General features: G+C 34.3%; 19 protein-coding genes. 13 read left to right on the forward strand and 6 right to left on the reverse strand.

The window, feature by feature from the left end; genetic code table 11:
* Nucleotides 1–156: 156 nt before the first annotated feature.
* Nucleotides 157–873, forward strand: coding sequence for a hypothetical protein (locus tag DXU93_RS12155; protein ID WP_123776130.1), 717 nt, complete (start codon nucleotides 157–159; stop codon nucleotides 871–873).
* 273 nt (nucleotides 874–1,146) lie between these two features.
* Here DXU93_RS12155 and DXU93_RS12160 read toward each other — a convergent pair whose 3' ends face one another.
* From DXU93_RS12160 to DXU93_RS12170, 3 genes are all read right to left on the reverse strand, one after another.
* Complete coding sequence (locus tag DXU93_RS12160) at nucleotides 1,147–2,859, reverse strand: M3 family oligoendopeptidase (protein ID WP_116881572.1); 1,713 nt, start codon at nucleotides 2,857–2,859, stop codon at nucleotides 1,147–1,149.
* A gap of 96 nt (nucleotides 2,860–2,955) precedes the next feature.
* On the reverse strand, nucleotides 2,956–3,381 hold the full coding sequence (locus tag DXU93_RS12165; RefSeq protein ID WP_116881573.1) for a DUF5606 family protein: 426 nt from the start codon (nucleotides 3,379–3,381) through the stop codon (nucleotides 2,956–2,958).
* A 59-nt stretch (nucleotides 3,382–3,440) separates the two neighbouring features.
* Nucleotides 3,441–5,900, reverse strand: coding sequence for a S8 family peptidase (locus tag DXU93_RS12170; RefSeq protein WP_165851403.1), 2,460 nt, complete (start codon nucleotides 5,898–5,900; stop codon nucleotides 3,441–3,443).
* Between the two features lie 205 nt (nucleotides 5,901–6,105).
* Between DXU93_RS12170 and DXU93_RS12175 the strand changes: the two genes are divergently transcribed.
* The 8 genes from DXU93_RS12175 (at nucleotide 6,106) to DXU93_RS12210 (ending at nucleotide 16,517) form a co-directional block, all read left to right on the forward strand.
* Nucleotides 6,106–7,692 (forward strand): S8 family serine peptidase, encoded by a 1,587-nt coding sequence (locus tag DXU93_RS12175; RefSeq protein ID WP_116881575.1) that lies wholly within the window; start codon nucleotides 6,106–6,108, stop codon nucleotides 7,690–7,692.
* Nucleotides 7,693–7,828: 136 nt separating this feature from the next.
* A complete protein-coding gene (locus DXU93_RS12180) occupies nucleotides 7,829–8,908 on the forward strand; it encodes a hypothetical protein (RefSeq protein WP_116881576.1) in 1,080 nt (359 codons plus the stop codon).
* Between the two features lie 65 nt (nucleotides 8,909–8,973).
* The gene (locus DXU93_RS12185) at nucleotides 8,974–9,609 is read left to right on the forward strand and encodes a MarC family NAAT transporter (protein WP_116881577.1); all 636 of its coding nucleotides are present in this window, start codon (nucleotides 8,974–8,976) and stop codon (nucleotides 9,607–9,609) included.
* Nucleotides 9,610–9,765: 156 nt separating this feature from the next.
* On the forward strand, nucleotides 9,766–11,100 hold the full coding sequence (locus tag DXU93_RS12190; protein ID WP_116881701.1) for an NAD(P)/FAD-dependent oxidoreductase: 1,335 nt from the start codon (nucleotides 9,766–9,768) through the stop codon (nucleotides 11,098–11,100).
* 51 nt (nucleotides 11,101–11,151) lie between these two features.
* A complete protein-coding gene (locus DXU93_RS12195; protein ID WP_116881578.1) occupies nucleotides 11,152–12,759 on the forward strand; it encodes a 4Fe-4S binding protein in 1,608 nt (535 codons plus the stop codon).
* Between the two features lie 83 nt (nucleotides 12,760–12,842).
* Complete coding sequence (locus tag DXU93_RS12200; protein ID WP_205679268.1) at nucleotides 12,843–13,556, forward strand: glycosyltransferase family 2 protein; 714 nt, start codon at nucleotides 12,843–12,845, stop codon at nucleotides 13,554–13,556.
* A complete protein-coding gene (locus DXU93_RS12205) occupies nucleotides 13,553–15,172 on the forward strand; it encodes a cellulose synthase family protein (RefSeq protein ID WP_240623458.1) in 1,620 nt (539 codons plus the stop codon). The genes DXU93_RS12200 and DXU93_RS12205 overlap by 4 nt, the downstream gene beginning before the upstream one ends.
* Nucleotide 15,173: 1 nt before the next feature.
* Nucleotides 15,174–16,517 (forward strand): hypothetical protein, encoded by a 1,344-nt coding sequence (locus DXU93_RS12210; RefSeq protein ID WP_116881579.1) that lies wholly within the window; start codon nucleotides 15,174–15,176, stop codon nucleotides 16,515–16,517.
* Here the strand turns inward: DXU93_RS12210 and DXU93_RS12215 are convergent.
* A complete protein-coding gene (locus DXU93_RS12215; RefSeq protein WP_116881580.1) occupies nucleotides 16,514–17,089 on the reverse strand; it encodes a hypothetical protein in 576 nt (191 codons plus the stop codon). The genes DXU93_RS12210 and DXU93_RS12215 overlap by 4 nt on opposite strands.
* A gap of 99 nt (nucleotides 17,090–17,188) precedes the next feature.
* A complete protein-coding gene (locus DXU93_RS12220) occupies nucleotides 17,189–18,601 on the reverse strand; it encodes a DUF4301 family protein (protein WP_116881581.1) in 1,413 nt (470 codons plus the stop codon).
* 50 nt (nucleotides 18,602–18,651) lie between these two features.
* Between DXU93_RS12220 and DXU93_RS12225 the strand changes: the two genes are divergently transcribed.
* The 4 genes from DXU93_RS12225 to DXU93_RS12240 all read left to right on the forward strand — a co-directional run bounded on the left by DXU93_RS12225 (nucleotide 18,652) and on the right by DXU93_RS12240 (nucleotide 22,976).
* A complete protein-coding gene (locus tag DXU93_RS12225; RefSeq protein WP_116881582.1) occupies nucleotides 18,652–19,425 on the forward strand; it encodes an O-methyltransferase in 774 nt (257 codons plus the stop codon).
* 173 nt (nucleotides 19,426–19,598) lie between these two features.
* Nucleotides 19,599–20,054: a hypothetical protein gene (locus tag DXU93_RS12230; protein ID WP_116881583.1), complete on the forward strand. Its 456-nt coding sequence runs from the start codon at nucleotides 19,599–19,601 to the stop codon at nucleotides 20,052–20,054.
* A 137-nt stretch (nucleotides 20,055–20,191) separates the two neighbouring features.
* The gene (locus tag DXU93_RS12235) at nucleotides 20,192–22,327 is read left to right on the forward strand and encodes a Na/Pi cotransporter family protein (RefSeq protein WP_116881584.1); all 2,136 of its coding nucleotides are present in this window, start codon (nucleotides 20,192–20,194) and stop codon (nucleotides 22,325–22,327) included.
* 406 nt (nucleotides 22,328–22,733) lie between these two features.
* On the forward strand, nucleotides 22,734–22,976 hold the full coding sequence (locus DXU93_RS12240) for a hypothetical protein (RefSeq protein WP_116881585.1): 243 nt from the start codon (nucleotides 22,734–22,736) through the stop codon (nucleotides 22,974–22,976).
* A 249-nt stretch (nucleotides 22,977–23,225) separates the two neighbouring features.
* Here DXU93_RS12240 and DXU93_RS12245 read toward each other — a convergent pair whose 3' ends face one another.
* Nucleotides 23,226–24,434 (reverse strand): porin, encoded by a 1,209-nt coding sequence (locus DXU93_RS12245; RefSeq protein ID WP_116881586.1) that lies wholly within the window; start codon nucleotides 24,432–24,434, stop codon nucleotides 23,226–23,228.
* Nucleotides 24,435–24,451 lie beyond the last annotated feature (17 nt).

Here is a 24,451-nt window from a genome sequence, read left to right on the forward strand (position 1 = left end):
ATAAATCTGAAAAGAATAAGTATGAAAACTCACATGTTTTTAGTCGTTATAGCTATACCATAAGGTAATTGTTGATGTTAAAATATAGGCATGGTTATGGCAATAATACGTAATTTAGGTGAGCTTAGTATTTTATTATTTACAAAACTATACGCGATGAAATATATATTCCTGATTTTCTCCTTAGCTGGATTTTTAACTCAACTATCAGCGCAATCTGAAACCAAAAAGAGCCAAGCTTTTGGAGCTTTTGTAATCTTTCCTATCGAATTTCCTGTAATTGACAACGAGGAATTTAATTCTGTTTTAAATGAATCTGGTTTTCCTTCAAGTGATTATTCAGTGGCCAATCTTGGAATTGGCTTGCAGTTGTATCTGAAAAGGTGGATTACGACATTGTCATTTAATAAGACTACCAAAAGCAGTTATTTCAATGATTTTTTAACTGAAGTAGAATACCGTTCCACATCTTTTAATTTGGGGTATGATTTAACAAAGAACCATCGCTATTCAATATATCCCTTTGCAGGTTTGAAATTCTATGGATTAAATTATTTAACTCGTCAAAAAACAGAAGGTGAAATAGATTTTAACGGTTATTTAAATTCGAATCTAGAGTACAGTGAAATCAATACATCAAGAGCGAATCTAGATTTAGGAGTAGGCTTTTCATATCAATGGTTTTTTCTATTAAATTTTAGAGCTGGATATTTGCTGCCGTTGGGAGAATCTAGATGGGAAGTGAATGATGGACAAAATAAATTGGGTAATACACCTGTTTTGAATTATGATTATTACTTTACCTTAACCATAGGTTTGGGAGGTATTTATGATGAGAACGAAGTTGATCGTCGCTATGGAGTTGAGGAATAATATGTTTAATTCTACAAATGGCTTTAAATGAGTTGGTCGCCTATGGTAATTTTGGATGCTTATTCTTTATCAGAATCGTACAATGAGAAGAGGAATTTTCAATTAGAAAAACAGTGCCGTTCGAAAAGTTGGACGATGTAGAATCTTCTTTAAGCAATTAGAAATAAGAAGAGATATGTCCCTCTAATATTTTGAAATGACTATAATTTCAGGGTAAGGAGGGGAAGAAAATGGCGCAACGTTCATTTAAACGCTGCGCAAATATTAATTTTATTAGTTTGAAACTTCCTCTAGTTCGTGCCCTACGAACTCTGCCAATTCTTTAATGTTTTGCTTAGAAAAGTCAAAAGTAATATTGGCTTCCTTATAAACTCCAGGGATCGATTTTGTATATCCTAAAGCCATCGCTTTTTTATAGGCTTTAATTGTCTTTTGGAAATTGTCTTTACTGTTTTTCCAAATGGCCAAAGCACCCAATTGCGCCATTCCATATTCGATGTAGTAGAAAGGAACTTCAAAAAGGTGTAATTGACGTTGCCATGAATATGCTCTTACCTCTTCATAGCCTGTCCAATCTGTTGTTCCTGTTCCGTATTCATCAAGCAATGAAATCCATTTTTCTTTTCTTTCTTCTTTCGAATGTGTTGGGTTCTCATAAATCCAATGTTGGAATTCATCTATCGTTGCCACCCACGGCAATACTTCAAGCACCGTTTCCAATTGTTCGATTTTTGCGCGTGTTAAATTCTCTTGGTTATCGTAAAACTCATCCCAATAATCCATGGTTAACATTTCCATGCTCATTGAAGCTAATTCAGCAATTTCTGAAGGGAAACTTTTAAAAGATGTCAATTCCAAATCTCTTGTCAAGAAAGATTGAATGGCATGACCTCCTTCATGAATCATCGTGATTAAATCTCGTTGAGAGCCCACTGAATTCATAAAGATAAAAGGAACACCAATTTCATATAAAGGATAATTGTATCCTCCAGGAGATTTTCCGTCTTTCGAATCTAAATCTAAATAGCCCATCGCCTCCATAGTTCTCAAACAATCACCAAAATAAGTGTCTATTTTATCGAAAATGCTAATGGTTTTTGCTAATAATTCTTTACCGTCTTTAAATGGTTTCAGTGGTGCTCTTCCCAATGGGTCAACCTGACTATCCCAAGGTTTTAGCTTTTCTTTACCCATCAATTTAGCTTTCTTTTGACTAAATTGTTTTACTAATGGAACAATCTCTTCTTTTACAGATTGATGAAAATCAAAACAATCTTCTTTCGAATAGTCGAATCTTCCTAACTCATCAAACATATAGTCACGGAAATTATCATAACCAGCATTGGTTGCAACTTGATGACGCGTTTGAATCAATTCTGTAAATAAATCGTCCAATTTTTCGGTATCTTCTGCTCTACGCGCTGCCATTTTTTCGAAAATTGACTTTCTTAATGATTCGTCATTCTCCTTTAATAATGAACTTGCTTTCTGCATTGTGATTTGCTCACCTTCGTGTTCGATAGATTGCGCTCCACTCACTGCACCATGAATCTGACTCTTCTCAGCCAACTCCATGTTTAATGGAATATTTTCCTCTCTAAATAATTTAATGGCAGTATCAACACCTCTAAAATAGATTTTATACGCTTCGTCTTTAAATTCAGACTTGAATGGAGAAGCAGATAACTTCTTGTTGAGTCTGAAAGAATAAGGTTCCAGTTGTGGTTGAATTTCTTTTACGAAAAATGAATAAGCGTCTGCAAGTTCTTTATCCTTGGTGTCAATCGTCATTTTGATATAACGCCAAGCTAAGTCTTCTGAAACTACTGATTCTAATTCACTTTGGTCTTTTAACCATTGTTCAAACTCTTCTTTTGTTGAAATCGATCTATTTTTTAAATCCATGAAAAATGGTTCTAAACTAGACCATGCATCAATTTTAAAATTGTCTGGTAAAAAGCTTCTTTTAGGACGTGTAACTTTCATTGTGATGTTCAGTTTACAAAAATATATGAGATTGTAGGGGCGATTTGGTGAATCATAAAAAAGTAGGGACGATTTGATAATCGTCCCTACTTTTAATTATTTTTCTTTAACCTCTTCGGTTTCCGCTTCTTTTTCTTCTTCAAGCGTAATTAAACCTGCTTTGTGAAGAATGTTGTACCATTGAAATAACTTCTTAATGTCTGAAGGATAAACACGATCTTGATCGTAGTTTGGTAAGATCTCTTCAAGGTATGAAGTTAATTTGTTTAAGCTGTCTTTATGAGAAGGTCCTGCACCACAGTCTTCTTTTTTCGCCAAACTGATGTAGACTTCTTTTAAAGGAACATCTTCCTCATAAGTATATATACTAATATCTTCTAATGCAGAAATGCGGTCAGTTGAATAGGCTGGGATACGTTTGTTATCGATAAGTGACTCAACTATGATGTTGTTTTTTGATTGAGCGACTACTTTAAATAATCCAGGTTTTCCTGAAATCGAAATTACTCCTGATAAATCCATATAATGTGTTGTTTTTTAAGAATGTCAAAAATAGAAAGAATCTGCTAAACTATACTGCACTATTCTTTAAAAAATGGTAAGACTTTAATTCCGTGACTGGTTTCTATTTTAATAAAGTATGCTCCAGCCGATAAATCAGATGTTTTTACTTGTGTTTTTTCAGAATTTGTTTTCTGATTTCGTAAAACTTGACCTGCTGTAGATGTAATTTCATATCGCTGAATTGTAGCACCTTCTGATTCAATATAAAATAAACTACGAGAAGGATTTGGATAAAGATTTATCGCTAAGTCTTTTTCATCAACAGTAGATAAAGTCCAGTGATAGGCATTTGAAAAACTTTTACAATTATCTGCTCCTTGAATGGCTACACTATAAAAACCAATGTTCTGTGGAGTGTAAGTTTGCTGTGTGGCTCCATTGATTGGACTATCGTTAAGATACCATTGATAGTTTGGAGCGTTACTCGAAACTAATGTGTTTCCTAAAGCTTGAATTACTGGATTGTCAAGAGGACTTCCTTGCACAATTATAAGTGTATCTGAATAAATTTTACAGCCTTGTACATCACGCCCAAAAACTGAAATAGTGTCTGGTTGAGAGACAATAATATCTGTCGATAATGCGCCGGTTGACCATTCATATTCTGTTAAACTCGTATTGGTGGTTAAGGTGATAGGCATTTGACAAATAGCAGTATCTCCAAGTATTGAAAGGTTTCCATTTCTACTCACCAATAAATCAAAAGCATTAACTTTTCCATGTCCAAATCTGTTGTTGGGTGTGGTGCCTGTGAAATTGTCACTTTCTGCAGAATTGAATAGGTCATTTTTAAATTCGTTAAACGAACTATTAGGACATCTTTCTAAATACAATGCAGCAATTCCAGCAACAACTGGTGAAGCCATCGAGGTTCCTCCGTTTCTTAAGTGGTAACCTCCAATGCTAAGTTGACTGTCATAGTTTGAATTTCCAACCATAAATAGTGGAGCACTCCCAAATGTAACGTCTCCTGATGCGCTAATGTCTGGTTTTGTGACTCCTGCTCTTGATGGTCCTCTGCTTGAAGATGCAGCGATATCACCTTTAGCTGTTGCAGGTCCAGATGGATAATATTGTGTACCTGCATGAGTAATATGACCTTCTCTTCCTCTAAGGTTGGCAACTGATATGATGTCTGGAGAACAGTTCCATGACGAAACAATACTCTGTTGATTATCTGGCATTACATAGTTAACGATTGGAGGGTATACAGCTGGAGTAGGTGGGTTATCAACAATTTTACTCAAACCTATCCATTGACCACTCCACAAATCATACTTTCCATTACCTGTTGTACTAAATCTCATCCTGTAATCAGTGGAGTCAATTTTTGAAAATAAACCTTGTAAATGATAATTTCCATTGACATATTCTGTATATATCTCGAGTGTGGCGATTCTTTCTCCATTTGCATTAAATAAGGTGTCATATATTGGGGTTCCAACATTGAGTTGCGCAAAACGAAAAGCTGTTTGAGCCACATTTGCATAGGAAGGTCCAGGTTGATTCGCGCCGAAAGAATAGTAGAATTGCGCATCGTTTACATCTGACCATAAATCAAAAAACGCGGTGTTATTCCCTAAAGATCCATTAGGATTGTTTTCAAACCATATGAAGTTGGTGTCTGTAACATTCATCGTTTGTTGGGCGTGATAATCCTCTGTATTTCCAGAATTTCCCGCTGCTGCAATAATGATTCTTCCATTTTTTTCATTGACTAAAGTATTCATTAATTCTGCTGCTGGATCAGTTCCATCATGACTTCCTAAATAACTTCCCACACTTAAGTTGATAACTGCAGGTTTGTTTAAACTATCTGCTACACTAAAAATAAAGTCACATGCATCTGCAACAGTTAATGTCCAATTCGCCAAGTTAAAATTTGTTTCTACAAATACGATTTGAGCCTCGGGCGCCATTCCTTTATTTTTTCCATTGGCCAAGCCATTTCCTGTGCAAATTCCAGTTACTGAACTTCCATGACCAACTGATTCCTCGTTACTTGTAATGGTCCCGTTTTGAATTTCGTTGGCATACCATATTTGACCATAATTATAAGGCATCGGAGATTGTGTGGGATTGGTGATTGAGTGATCCCAATATCGAATAACACGTTTGTTTCCAAATTGATCAATAAAATCTGGGTGATTATGATCGAGTCCAGCATCTACAACGCCAATGATTACGTCTTTTCCTGTATAGGCATCAACCAATGGAAAGTCGCCATTGTGCACAGGGTTAACTTTGTGTGTTACACGTACAGAGTCGTCTAGTAGGCTTGGTGGTGCATATTCAAAATAGAAATCAGATAGTTTTTTTTCTTTAAGGTTTTGAGCAATCCATGCCGGAGATGCCGTAATGTATAACCAGTTTTTTGTTTGGCGTTTGATGAGAATATCTTCGTTGTTTAAAAATCTGATATTCTGTTCGTTATTTTGAATCGTTAAAGGGATTTTTACCTCAGGATTTGTTTTCAAAGTTTCATTAAATCCTAGTTTTTGGGCATGAGAAAAACATGTCGAAAAAAGGAGGGAAAACACAATTATCAATTTTTGGAATACCATTTGTTTACCTATTTAACCTATTAATGGACGAAAATCGTCATACAAACAATAAATATCGTAAAATTGTGGAATAATTTCAACTTTTGCGTTAATTTCAACGTGTAAAATTAAATTGAATATGAGAAAAATATTTTTAAGGATTATGCTTCCTGCTCTTATTGGAGCTTATTTCTCTACAGCTTCGGCACAAGTAGATAAAAAAGTATTGAACTGGTACAACTCTAGTAAAACTGGAATGTCAACAGATAAGGCTTATAAGAAGCTAAAAAAGATTACACCAGATACTGTTGTTGTTGCAATTATCGATTCTGGAATTGATATTGAGCATGAAGATTTACAAGGTAAAATTTGGGTGAACAAAGATGAGATTCCTGGAAATGGAATTGATGATGATAACAATGGTTACATCGATGATGTAAACGGATGGAACTTTCTTGGAAATAAAGAGGGTGAAAACATCAACACAGCGCGTTTAAATGTGACTAGAATTTATGCTGAATTAAAGCCAAGATTTGAAGGTGTTGATTCTGCAGATGTTAAAGCTGAAGATTCTGAGGATTACGCACTTTATTTAGAAACTAAAGGTGAGGTAGAAAAAAACAGGGAAAGATATAAAGCGATTATTGAACAAACAACTCAGTTCAAAGATCAAATGCTTCCAAATCTACCTGATATGATCAAAAATATGATGGACGTTGAAGAATACGACGAGAAATCATTGAAAAAGTGGAAGGCTGAAGGTCCTCAACAAGAACAAATGAAGCAAATAGGTTTGTCTTTATTGTCAGGAGAATTAAACGAAGAAGTGCTAGAAGAACAAATTGAGCAACTTCAAGGTATGATTGATGGACACTATAATCCAGATTTAAACGAAAGAGCATTAATTGGTGATGATATTTATGATATCACAGATACTGATTATGGAAACAACGATGTTGAAGGTCCTGATGCTTTACACGGAACTCACGTAGGTGGTATTGTTGCTGCGACGAGAGGAAATGATTTAGGAGGTGACGGTGTTGCTGACAATGTTTTATTAATGTCTTTAAGAGCTGTTCCAGATGGAGATGAGTTTGATAAAGATATCGCTTTGGCAATTCGTTATGCAGTTGACAATGGTGCAAAAGTGATCAATGGATCTTTTGGTAAATCTTATTCAAGTTTGCCAAAGGCAGTTTATGATGCTATTATCTATGCACAAGAAAACGATGTGTTATTTGTTCATGCTGCAGGGAATTCAGCTGAAGATTTAGCTATCTATAGTAACTTCCCAGCAGTAAAATATGATTTTCAAGAGTTGCCATTTACGCATTTATTGACAATTGGTGCTTCTACAAGAAATCATGAAGAAAAATTAGCTGCTGGATTCTCTAATTATGGAAAGGATCAGGTTGATATTTTCGCGCCTGGTTATGAAATTTACAATACTTTCCCTGATAACGAATACGAAGCAATCAACGGAACGTCTATGGCTTCTCCAATGGTAGCTGGTGTTGCTGCGTTATTGAAAGGATACTTCCCAAGCTTATCAATGGAAGAAGTAAGACAAATCATTCTTGATTCGGGAGATTACTTTGGTGATACTTACCAATATGTTCCTGGTACAAAAGAGTTAGTGAAGTTTGATAACCTTTCTAGATATGGTAAAGTTGTGAATGTAAAAGCAGCTGTATTGTTAGCAAAAGAAAGAACAGAATCAAAATAAAATTTGACAATTGACCTGTTAAACCTAAAAGAAGAGATTATCTCTTTTAAATAATTTGGTTAATTAATGGGTTTTTAGTTACTTTAAATATTGAATAGAAGGGTGTTCTTAGAGCACCCTTTTTTACTTTTATATTATGATGAAAAAAATTAGTTTTTTACTCCTTATCCTTACTTCATTTCAAATGAAGGCACAAGAAGTTTTTCCTTTTTTGAACAACCTTAATTATTTCAAAAGTTTTCATGAAGGAACTGTAACTCAACTCGACTTCTTACCACCAAATGACATGAAATATTCTGAAAAGCTCATTGCTTACATCGATAATAAAAATGATTTGATGGTCTTTGATGGAGAGGAAACAGAAAAATTAACTGGTTTAGCAAATGGTTACCAGATTGGAATTAATATTGTTGCTTGGAATACAGGGCCAGTCTTAAATGTTTGGGAAGATGGAGTTAAACAAACGCTTTCTCGTTTTTCATCTAATTATGTTGTTTCTGATAGTTTAGTCGTGTTCAATGACACTAGAGATAATGCCGTTCGAGTTTATTATCGTGGTGAAATCCATGACTTATACTACAGTGTTTCTAGTCTCTCTTTTCCTCAATATATAGGAAGTAATTCTCTTGCTTTTATGGGAAATGGAAATGTGCATTATGCATTTATTCAAGGAAAAAAGTTAGAAATAGGAGTACTAAATGATCCTGTTCAATATGCAGCCGGTTCAAATCTAATTGTATTTAACGACCCTTTTCATCAGTCTTTTGCAGTTGCATTTAAAGACGAAGTTGTTGATGTTGAACCAATGACAGTAGAAGATTATCAAGCAGGTTATGATATGTTCGTTTACAGAGATAGAAACAACAATTTAAAGGCATACATTGATCAAGAACTGGTTACTTTGAGTTCATATCCAGATTTTTATAAGGTATTTAGAGATATGGTGGTGTGGAGTGAGAATGGAGTACTTTATACTTATAATAAGGGTCAGCGCTATGAAATCGCAAATTATGTTCCTGAAGAATACAAAATACGTAATGGAATTGTCGCTTTTCGTAATTTAAATGGAGGTGTCTCTGTTTTTCACAATAATAAAGTAGAAATCATTAGCAATCTTTCTGGTGCTGCATTTGAAGTCAATGGAAATACTGTAAAAGTTCAAGTGAATAAAGGGAACTTCATCTTCTTTAAGAACGGCTATAAATATCAAGAATAAAAAAGCAAAGCTTAAAATTAATTTAATCTACTTCGCAAAAGTTAATTCCATTTTTGCAGAAAAAAATGGAGCTATATCTTTATTCTTTTGCGGCGATGGTATCTATCGCAAATCCGCTTGGAACGTTGCCAATTTATGTTGGTTTAACCACTGATTACTCGAAAAGTGAACGCAGTAAAACAGCTTTTCTTACGAGTTTTAATGTCCTCACCATTTTTATTGTTTCCTTTTATATTGGAAGCTATCTTCTAGAGTTTTTTGGAATAAGTTTAAATTCTTTACGCATTGCAGGAGGTCTAATTATTGTCTCTTCCGGATTTGCATTGCTTACAGGGAGTTTCAATAAACACAAAGGAATGGACCGGGAAAGGGTGAAATCAGATATTGCTTCACGTGACAGTATTTCGCTAACGCCTTTGGCAATTCCCATGCTGGCTGGACCTGGTTCAATTTCATTATTGATTGGTTTACATGAAGAATATTCCGCTTGGGAAGATCATCTTATTATTTTATTGGCAACATTAACTGTATGTGTGGTGATATGGCTGATGTTAAAATCTTCAACATTCATTGTGAAATATTTAGGGGCGTCAGGAATTAATGCTGTCTCCAGAATCATTGGTTTTATTGTTATTGCCATCGGAATCGAATACATTAGCTCATCAGTCACTGATATCTTAATTGAAATTTCTAAACTTTAATTCCACCAGACATTTATAGTTTTGCGTTAATACGACAAGCTTAGTTAAACAATTTTCTATCTTTAGGTGTATTATATTCTTCATGAGTACTATGCTCATTTCGAAAAGTGAAGCATTTTTCATTGAATAGAGATTAATTGTAATAAATATATGCCTATGCAACACATTGTTATTATTGGGAATGGAATTGCAGGAGTTACTGCTGCACGTCATATACGTAAAAAATCAGATAAAAACATTACAATTATTTCGTCAGAATCGAAGTACTTTTTTTCACGTACTGCTTTAATGTATGTGTACATGGGACACATGCGATTTGAGGATATTCAGCCTTATGAAAATCACTTTTGGCAAAAAAACCGCATTGATTTAATAGAAGATTATGTTGAAAATGTTGATTTCGAATCTAAAACACTCAAATTAGCGCAAACACCACCAATTCATTATGATAAATTGATTTTAGCGACAGGATCCAAACCCAATAAGTTTGGCTGGAAAGGTCAAGACTATCATGGTGTGCAAGGACTTTACTCGAAAAAAGACCTAGATCTTATGGAGATGAATACCCGTGGTATCAAGGAGGCTGTGCTTGTTGGTGGTGGATTAATTGGCGTAGAGATGGCTGAAATGCTTTTGTCGAGAGGAATCGACGTGAAATTTCTGATTCGAGAGGCTACATTTTGGGGAAACGCTTTACCGAAAGAAGATAGTCATTTTGTGACACAGCACCTAAGAAAACACCACGGATTAACATTGATGTTTGAGGAGGAGTTAGACGAAATTATTCCAGACGAAAGTAAACGCGCTAAAGCAATTAAAACAAAATCTGGAAAAACTATTCCTTGTCAATTTGTTGGATTGGCTGCAGGTGTTAGTCCAAACGTTGACTTTTTAAAAAAATCTGCACTAGAGTTAGATCGTGGAATTTTAGTGGAACAAGACTTGTCAACCAATCAAAAAGACGTTTATGCCATTGGAGATTGTGCCCAGTTTAGGAAGACAATTAATGATCGTGGACCATTGGAACAAGTTTGGTATACAGGACGAATGATGGGAGAAACAGTAGCACAAACGATTTGTGGAAATCATTTAGAATACAAACCTGGTCATTGGTTTAATTCGGCTAAATTTTTCGATCTAGAATATCAAACTTATGGTAGGGTTTGGGCTAAACCAAAAGAGCATGAAAGTAGATTTGTTTGGAAAAATGATGAAAAGGAAGTGCTATTACATTTTGTATTTGACAAAGAAACCAATGTTTTTATAGGCGTAAATACTTTTGGTTTGAGGCTACGCCATGAACTTTTTGACCAATGGTTGAATGAAAAAAGGTCGATTCAATATGTGCTTCAGAATTTAAAATCAGCCAATTTCGATCCAGAGTTTTATACTTCTTTCGAAAAGGAAATCGTTGAAGCTTTTAATCAAGAGTTTGACGATTCGATTGAAGTTTCATCCAAAAAATGGTGGAGAAAATTACTCAATCAATAATGATTTTTAGCAGATTAACAATGCATTTTACTGACATCAAAGATTAGAATTATGGGAACAACAATTAATTATTCCATCGCTGGAGAAAAAACACAGAATTTAAATTTGACTCAAAAAATTGGGCTGACCTTGGCTTCAATCTCTTTGTTTATTGTGTTACTTACTTGGATGACAGGAATTACTTTAACGCCGAATTGGTTGTATTTAAGTATCCTAATTTTTGGTTTTTCTGTTGGGCCAGTTTTGTATGCAGTTGGAACTTACAAAGGAATTCCTGCGGGAATAAAAAATAATGGAGTTTATTTTAATTCGCTCACGAATCGTGGTGCATTAGGTTGGATAGGAGCAATTATACTTACTTTATTTTACGTTTGTTTGTATTGGTACGGTGATTGGTTTGGCGATGGAACAGGTGCAAAGGGAGCCAATGAAGGCTTGGTTTCACTTTTTGACCCTTTAAGTCAGTTAATTCGTGGTAAAGCAGCAGATAAATGGTTTTTATATGGTACTTTTTATACCATAGCGATTGTATTTCTTGGGGTTAAATTCATGATAAAATACCGTCACAGTAAATACCATTTAATCAGAACAATTGTAGTGATGTTTTCTCAATTGGTTTTGGCTTATATGCTCCCTTATATATTGGAAGGATTGAATGCCACTTCAGGAGGATATTATTCTTTAAATCCAGTAAACTCATGGCCTTTAAATTATGATTTTATGACTGGCTATAGGATTGACGCTAGAATTGCACCCGAAAATCAACCTTTGGGAGTCGCATATTTGGTTTGGGGAATTATTCTTTTTTTGGTTGTGACACCATTTGTGACTTATTTGGTAGGGAAACGTTGGTATTGCTCATGGTTTTGTGGGTGTGGAGGTTTAGCTGAAACAGCAGGGGATAACTTTAGACATTTGTCAGATAAATCTGTTAAGGCATGGAAAATTGAACGTTGGTTGGTGCATTCTATTATGGTTTTTGTAATGTTTATGACCATTGCAGTGATGTATTCTTATTTCGCAAAATCAGAATTTAAACTCATGATGTATTTTCCTGCTGAAGTAGGATATAGTTTGCTTTTTGGATTACTAGGATTAGCAATTTTGTTGTTCTTGTTTTTGTATTTTAAAGGAAAAGGAAAGTCAAGAAACTTCATGTTAGTAGCTGCAGTAATTGGAATAGTGATGATCGTTTCAATGATGTTGAGCTACCTTGGAAACGATTCTCAAGCATTCGGAATTAATAGTAATAGCATTAAAAAAGGATATGGTTTCTTTGTTGGAGCGATATTTTCTGGGATTGTAGGTGTTGGTTTTTATCCATTATTAGGAAATAGAGTTTGGTGTAGATTTGGCTGTCCAATGGCCGGATATATGGGGATTATCCAAAGATTTAAGTCTCGTTTTAGAATCACAACGAATGGAGGTCAATGTATTTCTTGTGGTAATTGTTCAACCTATTGTGAACAAGGAATCGATGTGAGATGGTATGCCCAACGTGGACAAAATATTGTACGTGCTTCTTGTGTTGGTTGTGGAGTTTGTTCTTCAGTTTGTCCAAGAGGAGTGCTAAAACTTGAAAATGGTCCAGAGGAAGGTCGCGTAAATGAAAATCCAATAATAATAGGGCATGATGGTCATCCAACGTTAAGAAAGTAGATTTTCGTAATTTTACTTTTTTTAAACTAAACTGGTTCGGGATTTATTCAATATCTATATCTCCTTCTTTACAATTTCAAATAATGAATAAAACAGTAGTGATTGATTACACAAAGATTTTTGTTGTAATTCCAGCATTTAATGAAGAAGACTCAATAGCAAAAGTGGTAAATGAGATTCCACAAGTTCCAACAAAAAATATTATTGTTGTCAATAACGGATCAACTGATCAAACGCAACAAGTCGCTGAAGCTGCAGGTGCAACGGTTTTACTAGAATCACGAAAAGGATATGGTTGGGCTTGTTTGAAGGGCTGTGCATTGGTGGAAGAGTTAAAAGGAGAAACCATTGTTTTTCTAGATGGTGATTATTCTGATTACCCTGAACAGCTTGTTGACGTTGTCGCTCCGATCTATAATGACGGTGTTGATTTGGTTATTGGGTCTCGTGCACTAGGAAAAAGAGAAAAAGGTTCAATGACCATTCCACAACACTTTGGAAATTGGCTCGCATCAAAATTGTTGAAAATTTTTTATGGGGTGAATTACACCGATTTAGGTCCCTTCAGAGCAATTCGGCTTGAAAGTTATAAAAGTCTCTGTATGAACGATAAAACCTATGGTTGGACAATCGAGATGCAAATTAAATCAGCGCAAAAAAAGCAAAAATATTGCGAAATTCCAGTCGATTATAAAGCAAGAATTGGACAGTCAAAAGTAAGTGGAACGGTAAAAGGTTCGGTAATGGCAGGAATTAAAATTATATTTGCAGTTTTTAAGTACAAATTTACGCAATGAATTTGGTTTTTATTTTAGACAGTGCCTTTGGCGACCCAACTTGGATGTTTAATTGGGGAGATGCTTTAGGCTTCGAACATTACTTTGCTCACTTGTTAGCAAAACTAATTCTTATCGTTTACGGATTGAGTTTAGTCTTAATCCTCTTTTATAGTATTCTTCAATTGTCTCTGGCGGTGAAATACAAAAGAAGTAAAGCAATAGAAAAAAAGAAACGTCCAGAATTTGATCCTAAAACGGCTCCGTATGTTACGATTCAATTACCGATGTATAATGAATACTACGTAGCTGAACGTGTGATCGAACGAGTTGCTCAAATGGATTATCCTCAAGATAAACTTGAAATCCAAGTTTTGGATGATTCTACAGATGAAACTGTAGACGTAATTGCCCGTAAAGTAAAAGAGGTAAAGGAAAAATATGGTGTGGATATTAAACATATTCACAGAACCAATCGTATTGGATATAAAGCAGGTGCTTTAGATAGTGCTTTACCAGATGCCAAAGGTGAATTTGTCGCTATTTTTGATGTAGATTTTTTACCAGATGTAGATTTCTTACAAAAAACAATGCCTCAATTCGAAGATCCTGAAGTTGGTGTTGTTCAAACACGATGGGGGCATATTAACAAAGATTATTCGATGCTGACGGAATTGCAAGCCTTTGGTTTGAATGGTCACTTTGCAATTGAGCAAGGTGGTAGAAATGCAGCTGGTCACTTTATTAATTTTAACGGTACTGGAGGTGTTTGGAGAATCAAATGTATTGAAGAAGCAGGAGGTTGGGAACACGATACTTTAACAGAAGACTTGGATTTGAGTTATAGAGCTCAAATTAAAGGTTGGAAGTTTAGCTACCTAGAAGATGTTATTGCACCAGCAGAGTTGCCAATTACAATGAGTGCACTTAAAGGTCAACAACACAGATGGATGAAAGGTGGAGCAGAATGTTTCCGCAAAATGGCCAAAAGATTATTGACTGCAAAAGGTGTAAAAACAGCTGATCGTGTTCACGGTTTGTCTCATTTGTTTAATTCTTCTGTTTTTGTATTCATTTTGTTAATGAGTCTTTTAAGTCTGCCTGTTTTACATATTAAAGATAGTTTCTCTGACTTAAATTACTTTATCAAGTTCGGAAGTATTTTTATTATGTCAACATTGTTCTTGATGTACTATTATTGGACTTCTTACCGTGATAAAACTGAAGATAAACCAAAAACTTTATTTCAATTCATTAAGCGTTTTGTTCAGTTTTTGACAATAATGATGGGACTTTCATTAAGTAATGCGATTGCTGTACTTGAAGGATATATGGGAATCAAAACATCTTTTGTAAGAACACCAAAATTTAATGTGGCGGCTAAAGTTGAAGGTAAAGTTGAGAATAAATACGATAAGAAATCAATTTCATTAATCACGATTGGTGAAGGAATCTTGTTTTTAGTTTTTGGATTTACAGCAATTAACAGATTAGCATTTGGAGATTTAGGAATGGTGCCTTTCCACTTAATGCTTTCCATTGGATACGGAACAGTATTCTTTTATAGTATTGCAGAAGTGCGACCAGCATTGTTTTCTTTTGTTCCAAAATTCAGTACGAGTAACGTAAACGCTTAAAATGCTAACGGATTCACGGAGAATTGGTTTTGCGTTTTTAGTGTATGCCATTGCCCTGTTCCTTATTGCTTATGTGGCAAATCAATCTGATTTTCTACTTAGTTTTAGCGCCTATGCAGTTGCATTTTTGGTGTTCCTTTATTTCATTCGTGTTCAAAATAGTTTTGATTTAAAAACATGGAATAAGTTCGCATTGTTGTTGATGCTTATTCCCTTTTTTTCCAATCCATCACTCTCTCCAGATGTATATCGTTTTTTGTGGGATGGGGAATTGGTTACGATGGGTATTCATCCTTATGCAAGTGTGCCAAATGAGTTAATGGAGTCTAATCTTCGTGTTCGTCAGTCCACATACATGAATGAATTATTTGCAGAGATTACAGATCTTTCCAAACGCAATTATTCTATCTATCCATCGGTTAATCAATTTTACTTTTTAATCGCAGCATTCTTCAGTGATCACCTTCTCATTTCCTTCATTATTTTAAGATTGTTGATGTTGCTCACCATGGTTTTAGGCTATAAATTCCTGCTTAAAACTTTAGATTTACTCTCCATTTCAAATCATCGAAGTCTTTTATTGTTGCTCAATCCTATCCTCATTGTAGAGGTTATCGGGAATTTTCATTTTGAAGGGATAATGCTTTCTTGGCTGATAATTGGCATATATTTTCTTATTCGATCCAATTGGTTAAAAAGTAGTTTGTTTTGGGCGATTGCAATCAATATTAAACTCACTCCACTCATATTACTCCCTTTTGTCTTACGATTTCGTAAGTTCAGTTGGACCCTTAAATTCTATTTTTCTACTTTGATTTGTTCTGTGTTTTTAATGATCATTTATCTATGGCCAACACTGTTTTGGAACTTTATGCAAAGCATCGAATTGTATTTTGATAATTTTGAATTTAATGCGGGTGTGTTTTATTTAATTAAATGGATTACCTCTTTCTTCATAGAAGGAAATCCAACGCTTATTGTAGGTCCAATTTTATCTATTATATCCTTTCTTGCTATTCTATGCTTGGCCTTTTTCCAACCTATAAAATCAAATCGTGAATTGTTGACAAGAATGATGTGGGGCTATGTTATTTATTTGATGTTGGCTACTACAGTTCATCCTTGGTATGTGATATTACCGCTCGGTTTATCTATTTTTTCGGCAAATATAGGAGTGCTCATATGGTCTCTTTTAATCATGTTGTCTTATGGGTTTTATGCTGTAGGATCAACACAAATAGGGATGGCTTTAATCGCGATAGAATATCTTGTTGTAATCGTATTACTGGTTTTTCCTAAATTAAAAATAACGCGAAAGTTGACGGATATTTTACGTTTAAATTAACGTAAGGATTTGTAATTGTTAATCCAAGTGGGGTCAATCACATCTTTAAGTAGTTTAAAGAAGCTGGTGTCTACAAAATAATCTTGATCATAACCACGAACACCATAACGATCATAGATGTAAACTTGTTGTTTTGTTGAAGGTCTGATTTCACCTTGACTCCAGCCTTCTCCTAACTCATGCTTATATGGATGTGCTTCGAACCTGATTTTCCATAGGGAATCAAATGCAGAATTATAATCAACAATTTTTCCGTCGGGTAAGGTGTCAAGTTTAAAACCTTTTTCTTCAAATATATTCGTGAAAATATTCGTTCTTGGAATTGGCCATTTTCCAGTTCCTATTTTTATTAAACTCGGTAAATCTATTGGTTGATTACCTACAAGTTGTTGATCTTTAAAAAAAAACAAAGAATATTGTGTTAACTCTCCAGTAGGCAGTAAACCGATTTTAACGCCAAAAGAAACCCTATTTGGTCCATAGCTATACGCGTTTTTACTTGAACCTTTTTCTAGGCTTAGTAGGCCCATTAAAAATAGGGAACTTGCGATATAGATTAAATTACGTTTCATAAACTTCACCTCTAAAGTACAAAAAGTGAAGTATTTTTTGAAATTATTTCCAATCGCTTTCAAATTAATGAATTTGCTACTTCTTTAGTCTTGAGTAGTCTAAGATTGTTCAATATGGGATTTGTTTAATAAATCCAACACTGTTTTTACAGGTGTAAATGTTTCAGTAGGAACTTCCACAAATACACTGAGCCAATCTGACATACTTCCATTCCATAATCCTGGACGTTCAATAAATTTAATGTTCTTTTCCTGGTATGTTTTTTCAACTATAAAGTACTTGTCAGGATCGGCAAACTCCTCAAGATCCAGTTTGTTTCCATCAAGGTCTTTTGTTGAAACAGCCATAATAACAGGATTGAAATATTGACTTTGAACCATCAATCGATATTGATTGCCATCCTTGCTGATCTGTGATTTTTCGACAATTTGTTTCGATTGCATTCCATTCTCCTCAACCCAAAACGGACCACCTCCAGGTTGACCTTCGTTGCGTACCATTCCACAAATACGAATAGGGCGGTAAATGAGAGTTTTCAATTCTTCAATGGTCAACTTTTCAAAATCAAAATCATGATTTATGAAGTGATATTTAAGGTTTAATGCTGCAATTTGTTGTCTAGGATTTGGACTTGCATAAGCTTCTTTTAATTCCATTTTGATGAAATCAAGCATTCCTCCTAGGTATTTTAAATTGTCAATAGAGTCAGTTGAATGTGCTTCATGCTGTATATTATCAATGTTTTTGATGAATATAATGTCACTATCAATTTGATTTAAATTACTGAGTAAAGCACCGTGACCTGATGGACGTGTTAGCACCTCACCATTTTCATCGTGAACGACGTTTTTATCTTTATCAAAAGCAATAGAATTTGTAGAAGGATCTTGTTCACTCCATTCGATATTACATTTTCTACCTGTTAGGTGACGAATAGAATTCAAAGCCTCTTTAATTGCTTCTTCATGTGCCTTGTTGATGGTGAAATGAAAGTTAACACCTTCTTCTTTTAATCTTAATCCTTGAAGGAGTTGTTCTTGAAAAGCATTTAAAATAAAACTTCTCGAACGATGAAATGGAACCAATCCTTTTGGAATTAATCCTAAACCTAAACCTTCTTGTTTAAGTAAGTATGAAACAAAATCATCTAGACTAATGTCGTATTCCCTCACTTTTTTCTTGAGTTCATAAGGCAGTAACTCAAAAAACGCAAAAGATTCAATAGCGTTCAAAAAGCGTTCAGTTTTACTTCTTGTTTCATCACTAGGATCTGCTAAAAACTCATACAAAAACTTAAACATTCTTGAACCTGTTCCAGAGGCTGGAATAAAGAAATGGATATTTTGGTTACCATTGTCAAATTTCACTTTGAATTTATTCTTTTCAAATTCAGAATGACGAATGATCCCCTCATTTAGTCGACATGGGCTTACTAAATTTAATTCTGGTTGCTTTTTAAAAACAAGCGCTCTATGTTTGTCAATAATTGTCTTGTCGTTTTTTATATCCATAAGAATTGATTGTTAAGTTTACGTACTTTTAACGCAGAATTTAAGGGTTTATGATTTATTTAGTTCGTGAATATATAAAATATTGCTTAATTGCAAAAAATAGGCATGGAGTTCATTCTCCTTATGTTTATGATTTCAATGACCGTTGCCTGTCTACTTCAATTCCCAAAGAACATCAAAGACAATTTAAAGCACTTAAAAATTCACTTTTGAATGATCAATCTACGATTCAAGTTACCGATTTAGGAGCGGGTTCAAAAAAAATGGAAAAGGATAGAAAAGTCGCTCAAATTGCTAAAATTTCTGGAAGTCGTTCTAAATATGCGAAACTACTTTATCGATTGGTTCGCCATTATCAACCTCAAAAAGTGCTAGAACTGGGTACTTCCTTAGGTTTGGGGAGTTATATGTTGGCTTCGGCTACTGATGAGGTGGTGCTAACTACCGTTGAAGGGTGTCAATCAACCATGGGAGTTGCTATGAAGGCTTTTCCAGAATCTGTAAAACACAAGGTTGATTTTATTCATAGCGATTTTCTGAGCTTTCTAAAACAGCTAAAAAAAGACCAAGTTTATGATTTGGTTTTTATTGATGGAGATCATAAAGGCGAAAAACTTGTAGAACAATTAGATTTGCTTAAGCCACATATTCACGACGAAACCATTATTTTAATTGACGATATTCGTTGGTCGAAAGATATGTTATCGACGTGGAACTCCTTGTTGCAAAGTGAGAAGTATCATTTAAGTATTGATTTATTTAAAATGGGGATTATTGTACCAAGATTTCATCAAGAAAAAGAACATTTTGTTATTCGATATTGACGATAGCAGCTTAAAAGCGGAATAACATGATAAAAATTAAATTTTGATTGTCCACGAGATATAGTAGTGGTTGGTAATGTTGCATTTGGTAGTAGAATCATCGGAAAAAATCTTTTTTTTCTTGGATAATTAGATTATTTTTATATACCTTGTGGAGATAAACACCTACCAATATGAACCGATATTTAGAACAATTAATAGAGGACATGGATGTTGTGATATCCAGTCAAAATGCAGTTAGAAGTCATCTCGATATATTAGGCGAGAGTGAATTGTGTGAATCAGAAGAAGGGATCATATGTTGCGAGAGAACAGAAAAACTATCGAAAATTATAGGTTTTGATCGATGTTATTTTCCTCCTCATGAAAAGTTAACCGATGATCAACTAACAGTTGTATACACCCAATTACTATGTGTACTAGATAATTTTAATTTTTTCCTCGATTTTCCAAATGGTTTAGATGTTCGTTCAAAATATGTAATGTTATTAGATATTATGGATGAAGAAACAACATATTCAAATGCTAAAGTCACCGTGTTAGAATTTTGTGATTATGATTATGATACTTGTCCTTTTGGTGCCGAACTTTGTCAATGTAAAGCTTATGAAGAACTAGCTAAATGCTAGTGATAACGGTTTTCCAACTCAAATTCAATCTTGCTTGAAAACATTGTGGTTTTGTTTTATTAATGTTTCCTTAACATTGAACTGAAGTAAGCTTAAGATTTGCGGATTATTTTTGTCCCAGAATTTAATAATGTTTAATGAAAAATAAACTCGTTTTATCGTTTGCCGTTTTCTTTTTCACTTTTTTCGCATTCAATGCGAATGCTCAAAGTGACAACAATGTTGAAAACGCCCCTAAAAAATCTATTGGAACAATCAGTTCAAAAACAATAGAAAATGTTTCTTCAAGTTCAGCTGTAGAAGGTTTTAAAGTTTCTTGGAACCTAGATTATGAAGTTTTTCAAAAGCTAAAATCAGAAGGATATAAAGTTTTAATCAAATACAACACCAAAATTGGTGCTAAACGCCATGAAAAAGGATATGCAAATTCTGATTGGACTGAATTAAAAGGAATTGATATTCATGAAACAAAGTACTCAATTAATAATCTAGCTGGTGAAGAATCATACGTGTTTAAAGTAGGAGTTTCTAATGGAACAGATACTTTTTGGTCTGAGAAAAAATCAGCGAAAACAAAGAGAGGTTGGGGGATTTTTAAATTCTTAGTATTGATCGGTTCTTTGGGAATGTTCATTTATGGAATGAAAATCATGAGTGAAGGTTTACAGCAAGCTGCTGGATCTAGACTACGTTATTTACTTGGTTCAATTACTTCAAATCGAGTGAAAGGTGTATTGACTGGTTTTGGAATTACTTCGATTGTTCAATCGTCTTCTGTAACAACTGTAATGACCGTTTCTTTCGTGAATGCAGGATTAATGACTTTAGTACAATCTGCAGGTGTAATGATGGGAGCCAATATCGGTACTACAATCACAGGATGGATTATTAATATTTTTGGATTTAAAGTAAGTATCGGTTCGTACGCTCTCGTATTAATTGCTATCGGTGCTCCTTTAATGTTCTTTGGAAAACAAAAAGTTAAAGCTTGGTCGAATGCTATTATCGGATTCTCTTTATTGTTTATGGGACTAGGATTCTTGAAAGATGCAGTTCCTGAATTGGGGCCTGACTCTTGGTTGGTTCAATTCTTTGTAGATTTTAAAGATATACCTTTCCTAAGTACATTGCTATTTGTTTTACTTGGTACTTTTGTAACAGTAATCGTACAGTCTTCTTCAGCTGCAATGGCTTTAACAATGACTTTAGTTGCAGGTGGTATTATTCCTTTTGAAGTTGCAGCAGCAATGATTTTAGGGGAAAACATCGGTACAACAATTACTGCTGAGTTAGCCTCAACAATTGGTAATGTTCACGCAAAAAGATCAGCAAGAATTCACTCTTTATTTAACATTATTGGTGTTACTTGGGCTGTATTATTATTCCCTTTTATATTGGATGGTATTGAATATTTTATGACTGCAATTGGGACAGGAAATCCATTTACTAACCCTAAAGAGCATGCCAATACTGGAATCGCAATTTTCCATACTACGTTTAACTTGTTGAATGTGTTTGTATTAATTTGGTTTGTGCCAAACTTGGTTCGTGTTGCAGAAAGAACAGTGAAGTCTAAAGGAGGTCAAGATGAAGAGTTCCACTTGGATTACATTGGAGCAGGATATATGTCTACTCCTGATTTATCTATGCTGGAAGCGAAGAAGGAGATTGCTAAATTTGGTGAATTAACAAGTAGAATGTCAGGTTTTTCTCGTGAATTATTGTTCGAGAAGAGTAGAAAGAATCAACAAAAATTAATCGATCGTATTGCTAAATATGAAGAGATTACGGATAGAGTTGAAATCGAGGTAGCAAATTATCTAGGTAAAATTTCTGAAGGGGAATTGAGTGTAGATACTGCTGTGAGAATTCGTGGAATGAACAGTATCGTAAATGACCTTGAAAGAATTGGTGATGTTTTCTACCAAATTTCAAAAGGCTTGGAAAGAAAAGCAGAGGATAAAATTTGGTTTACACCACAACAAAGAGAGCGTTTAGCAGAGTTGTTTGATTTAGTTGATGAAGCATTTGTAGTGATGATTGAAAACCTTAACATGCATTCTGCAGATGTGAGTTTAGACGCAGCAATTGCAATTGAAGAGAAAATCAACGCTAAGCGTGATGAAATAAGAAGTGAATACCTTGACGCACTTTCTAACGATGAAGAGGTTCACATGAAAGGAGGAATTATTTACAATGATATCTTTGCTTCACTAGAAAAAGTTGGAGATCATATTATCAATGTTTCTGAAGGAATTGTTGGTAAAGTGTAATTGATTTACATCATCTTTTTTGAAAGGCTGTTTCGATTTATTCGGAGCAGCCTTTTTCTTTATCCCCTTTATATGTGCTTACTTCAAACGATTTTGTCACAGTGATTTTTTCCAAACATCTTCAATTATTAAATAAATGGTAAAGTTCAAGGTTTGCTTTTGATGCCACACAAATCTATTTTAAACCAATTGCTTTGAAAAACAGTATTTTACTCTTGATTTGGCAATGACTAATTATGTAAACTTATGAGAAAAGCTCAATTAAAAACAGCAACTGTTTACTTCCGTTCATTTTCAAAAGGAAACTAAGTTGTTGAAGTAGTTACACCAAATTCGATTGGACATTCAAAACTAGTTGGGATATGATTCGATTAACTCCTTTTTTTGTTTGTTATCAAATGTGGGTATGACTCAATTCAATTCAGTCTTTGAAATTCCGAGTAACTTCAGTGGTTTTGATACTAAGGCTTTTGAAACAAATGATAACGGTCAATTAATGATTGTTTCAGGACCATATGATGGAAATCCAACAACAGTTGTAAAGGTATATAATAGTGTAGATTATGGTCAATCTTGGGATTCAACCTTATTTCTTAATCAATCTATGAAGCGAGATAATGCCTGTGTAGCTGAAGAGCGGAACTTGTGATTTGCCATACAAATCAATGTGTATTCAACAACCAATTTTCCAGACTATCAAAGAAAAGTACTACATTTAACTTTGGATAATGGTTTTATTTGGACAGAAAAAACCCATGACTCAATGCAAGGGTTTAATTAAGTGAGGTCACTATCCAATTTCCTCAAAGCATTCATTTTGAAAAAGAAGCTATGTTGTTAAAGTCGCTATAGCAAACCCGATTGAACATTTAAGAGTAGTAAGGATTTAATTTAGCAATTAAAACCCAAACTCTACTTGAACTCTCCACATTAGCGCATCATCAGTAAATTGATTTTCATAATATCCTAAATCTGTTTGAACTTTTAAACTATGTTCGCGGATATATTTAGAAACAGCAATGACATAATTATTTGTCTCAGTTCCTACGCTTAAGTTTTGAGGAGACAAGTAAGTGTACCTCCCAGCAAATTCAACATTGTTTTTGAGTAAATACCCTACTTGAATATTAAAAGCTTCTCCTGTATAATAAGTCCCAACCTGATTTCCAAGTTCGTCAAAAATACTAGGAGAATCATCATTTGTTTTACGATGAACATATTCTCCCATAACTGATAACCCTTTGTATTTAAACATGAAATCAGCAAAAATTGTGGTTAAATCTTTTAATTCTGCATTTTCTGGGAAAAAACTTCCTTTGTTACTTCTCGAACGGATTACACCACTATTCAGATCATATGCTGCTGCAATAGCGAGTTTAGGTTTTTGTTCTCTTGATAAATCTCCTCCTTTATATGCTCCTTTACTCTTGAATTGACCAAAAGGCATGATTTCGGCTTTGAATGTAGTTTGATATCCACCAATGTTATCCGCGATTACATTTCTTCCTTCACCCTTGGAAACAGTAGCAGACAACATTAATTCAAATTGTTTTCCTATGGTTTTATCATAGAGCAGACTTGTTCCTAAACCACGATCGAGTGTAAATCTACTATTTAACAATGATCGATCTACAAATTGCATATTGGCAGAAGAAATTAAACGTTCTCTATTCCCTTCTAATTTATATTGTCCACCTTTTATGGAAAAACCTTTGTAGAAATTCCATTTTAAAAACGCATCTAAAATCATGCTACCACCAGTACCGAAATATGCTGGACCTTGATTGTTAAGATCACGGTTTGAAACACCCAATTCTACTTTGTACTTCAACTTAGGGGTGTATGCAAAACCATCAAATTTTAATCGGGCTCTTCTTGTTAAGAAATTAGAGTTGTAATTTCCAATATTTGCAAGATCATCATTGTTAACATTCCATTCTCCAACAAACAAAGTTTGAAAACGAGCAGAGGCTTTAATATAAAAGCTAGAATCTTTTGCGGTATACCTTAAACCTTCTCCAAAAGTATAGTCTTTAAATTGTGCAACACTCGAAAAAGTGATCAAAAGAGCGCAAAAGGGCAATAGAATATATTTAATGTTAACCATATAATAAAAGATTATTA

Source organism: Brumimicrobium aurantiacum, assembly GCF_003402975.1.
GTDB lineage: Bacteria > Bacteroidota > Bacteroidia > Flavobacteriales_D > Crocinitomicaceae > Brumimicrobium > Brumimicrobium aurantiacum.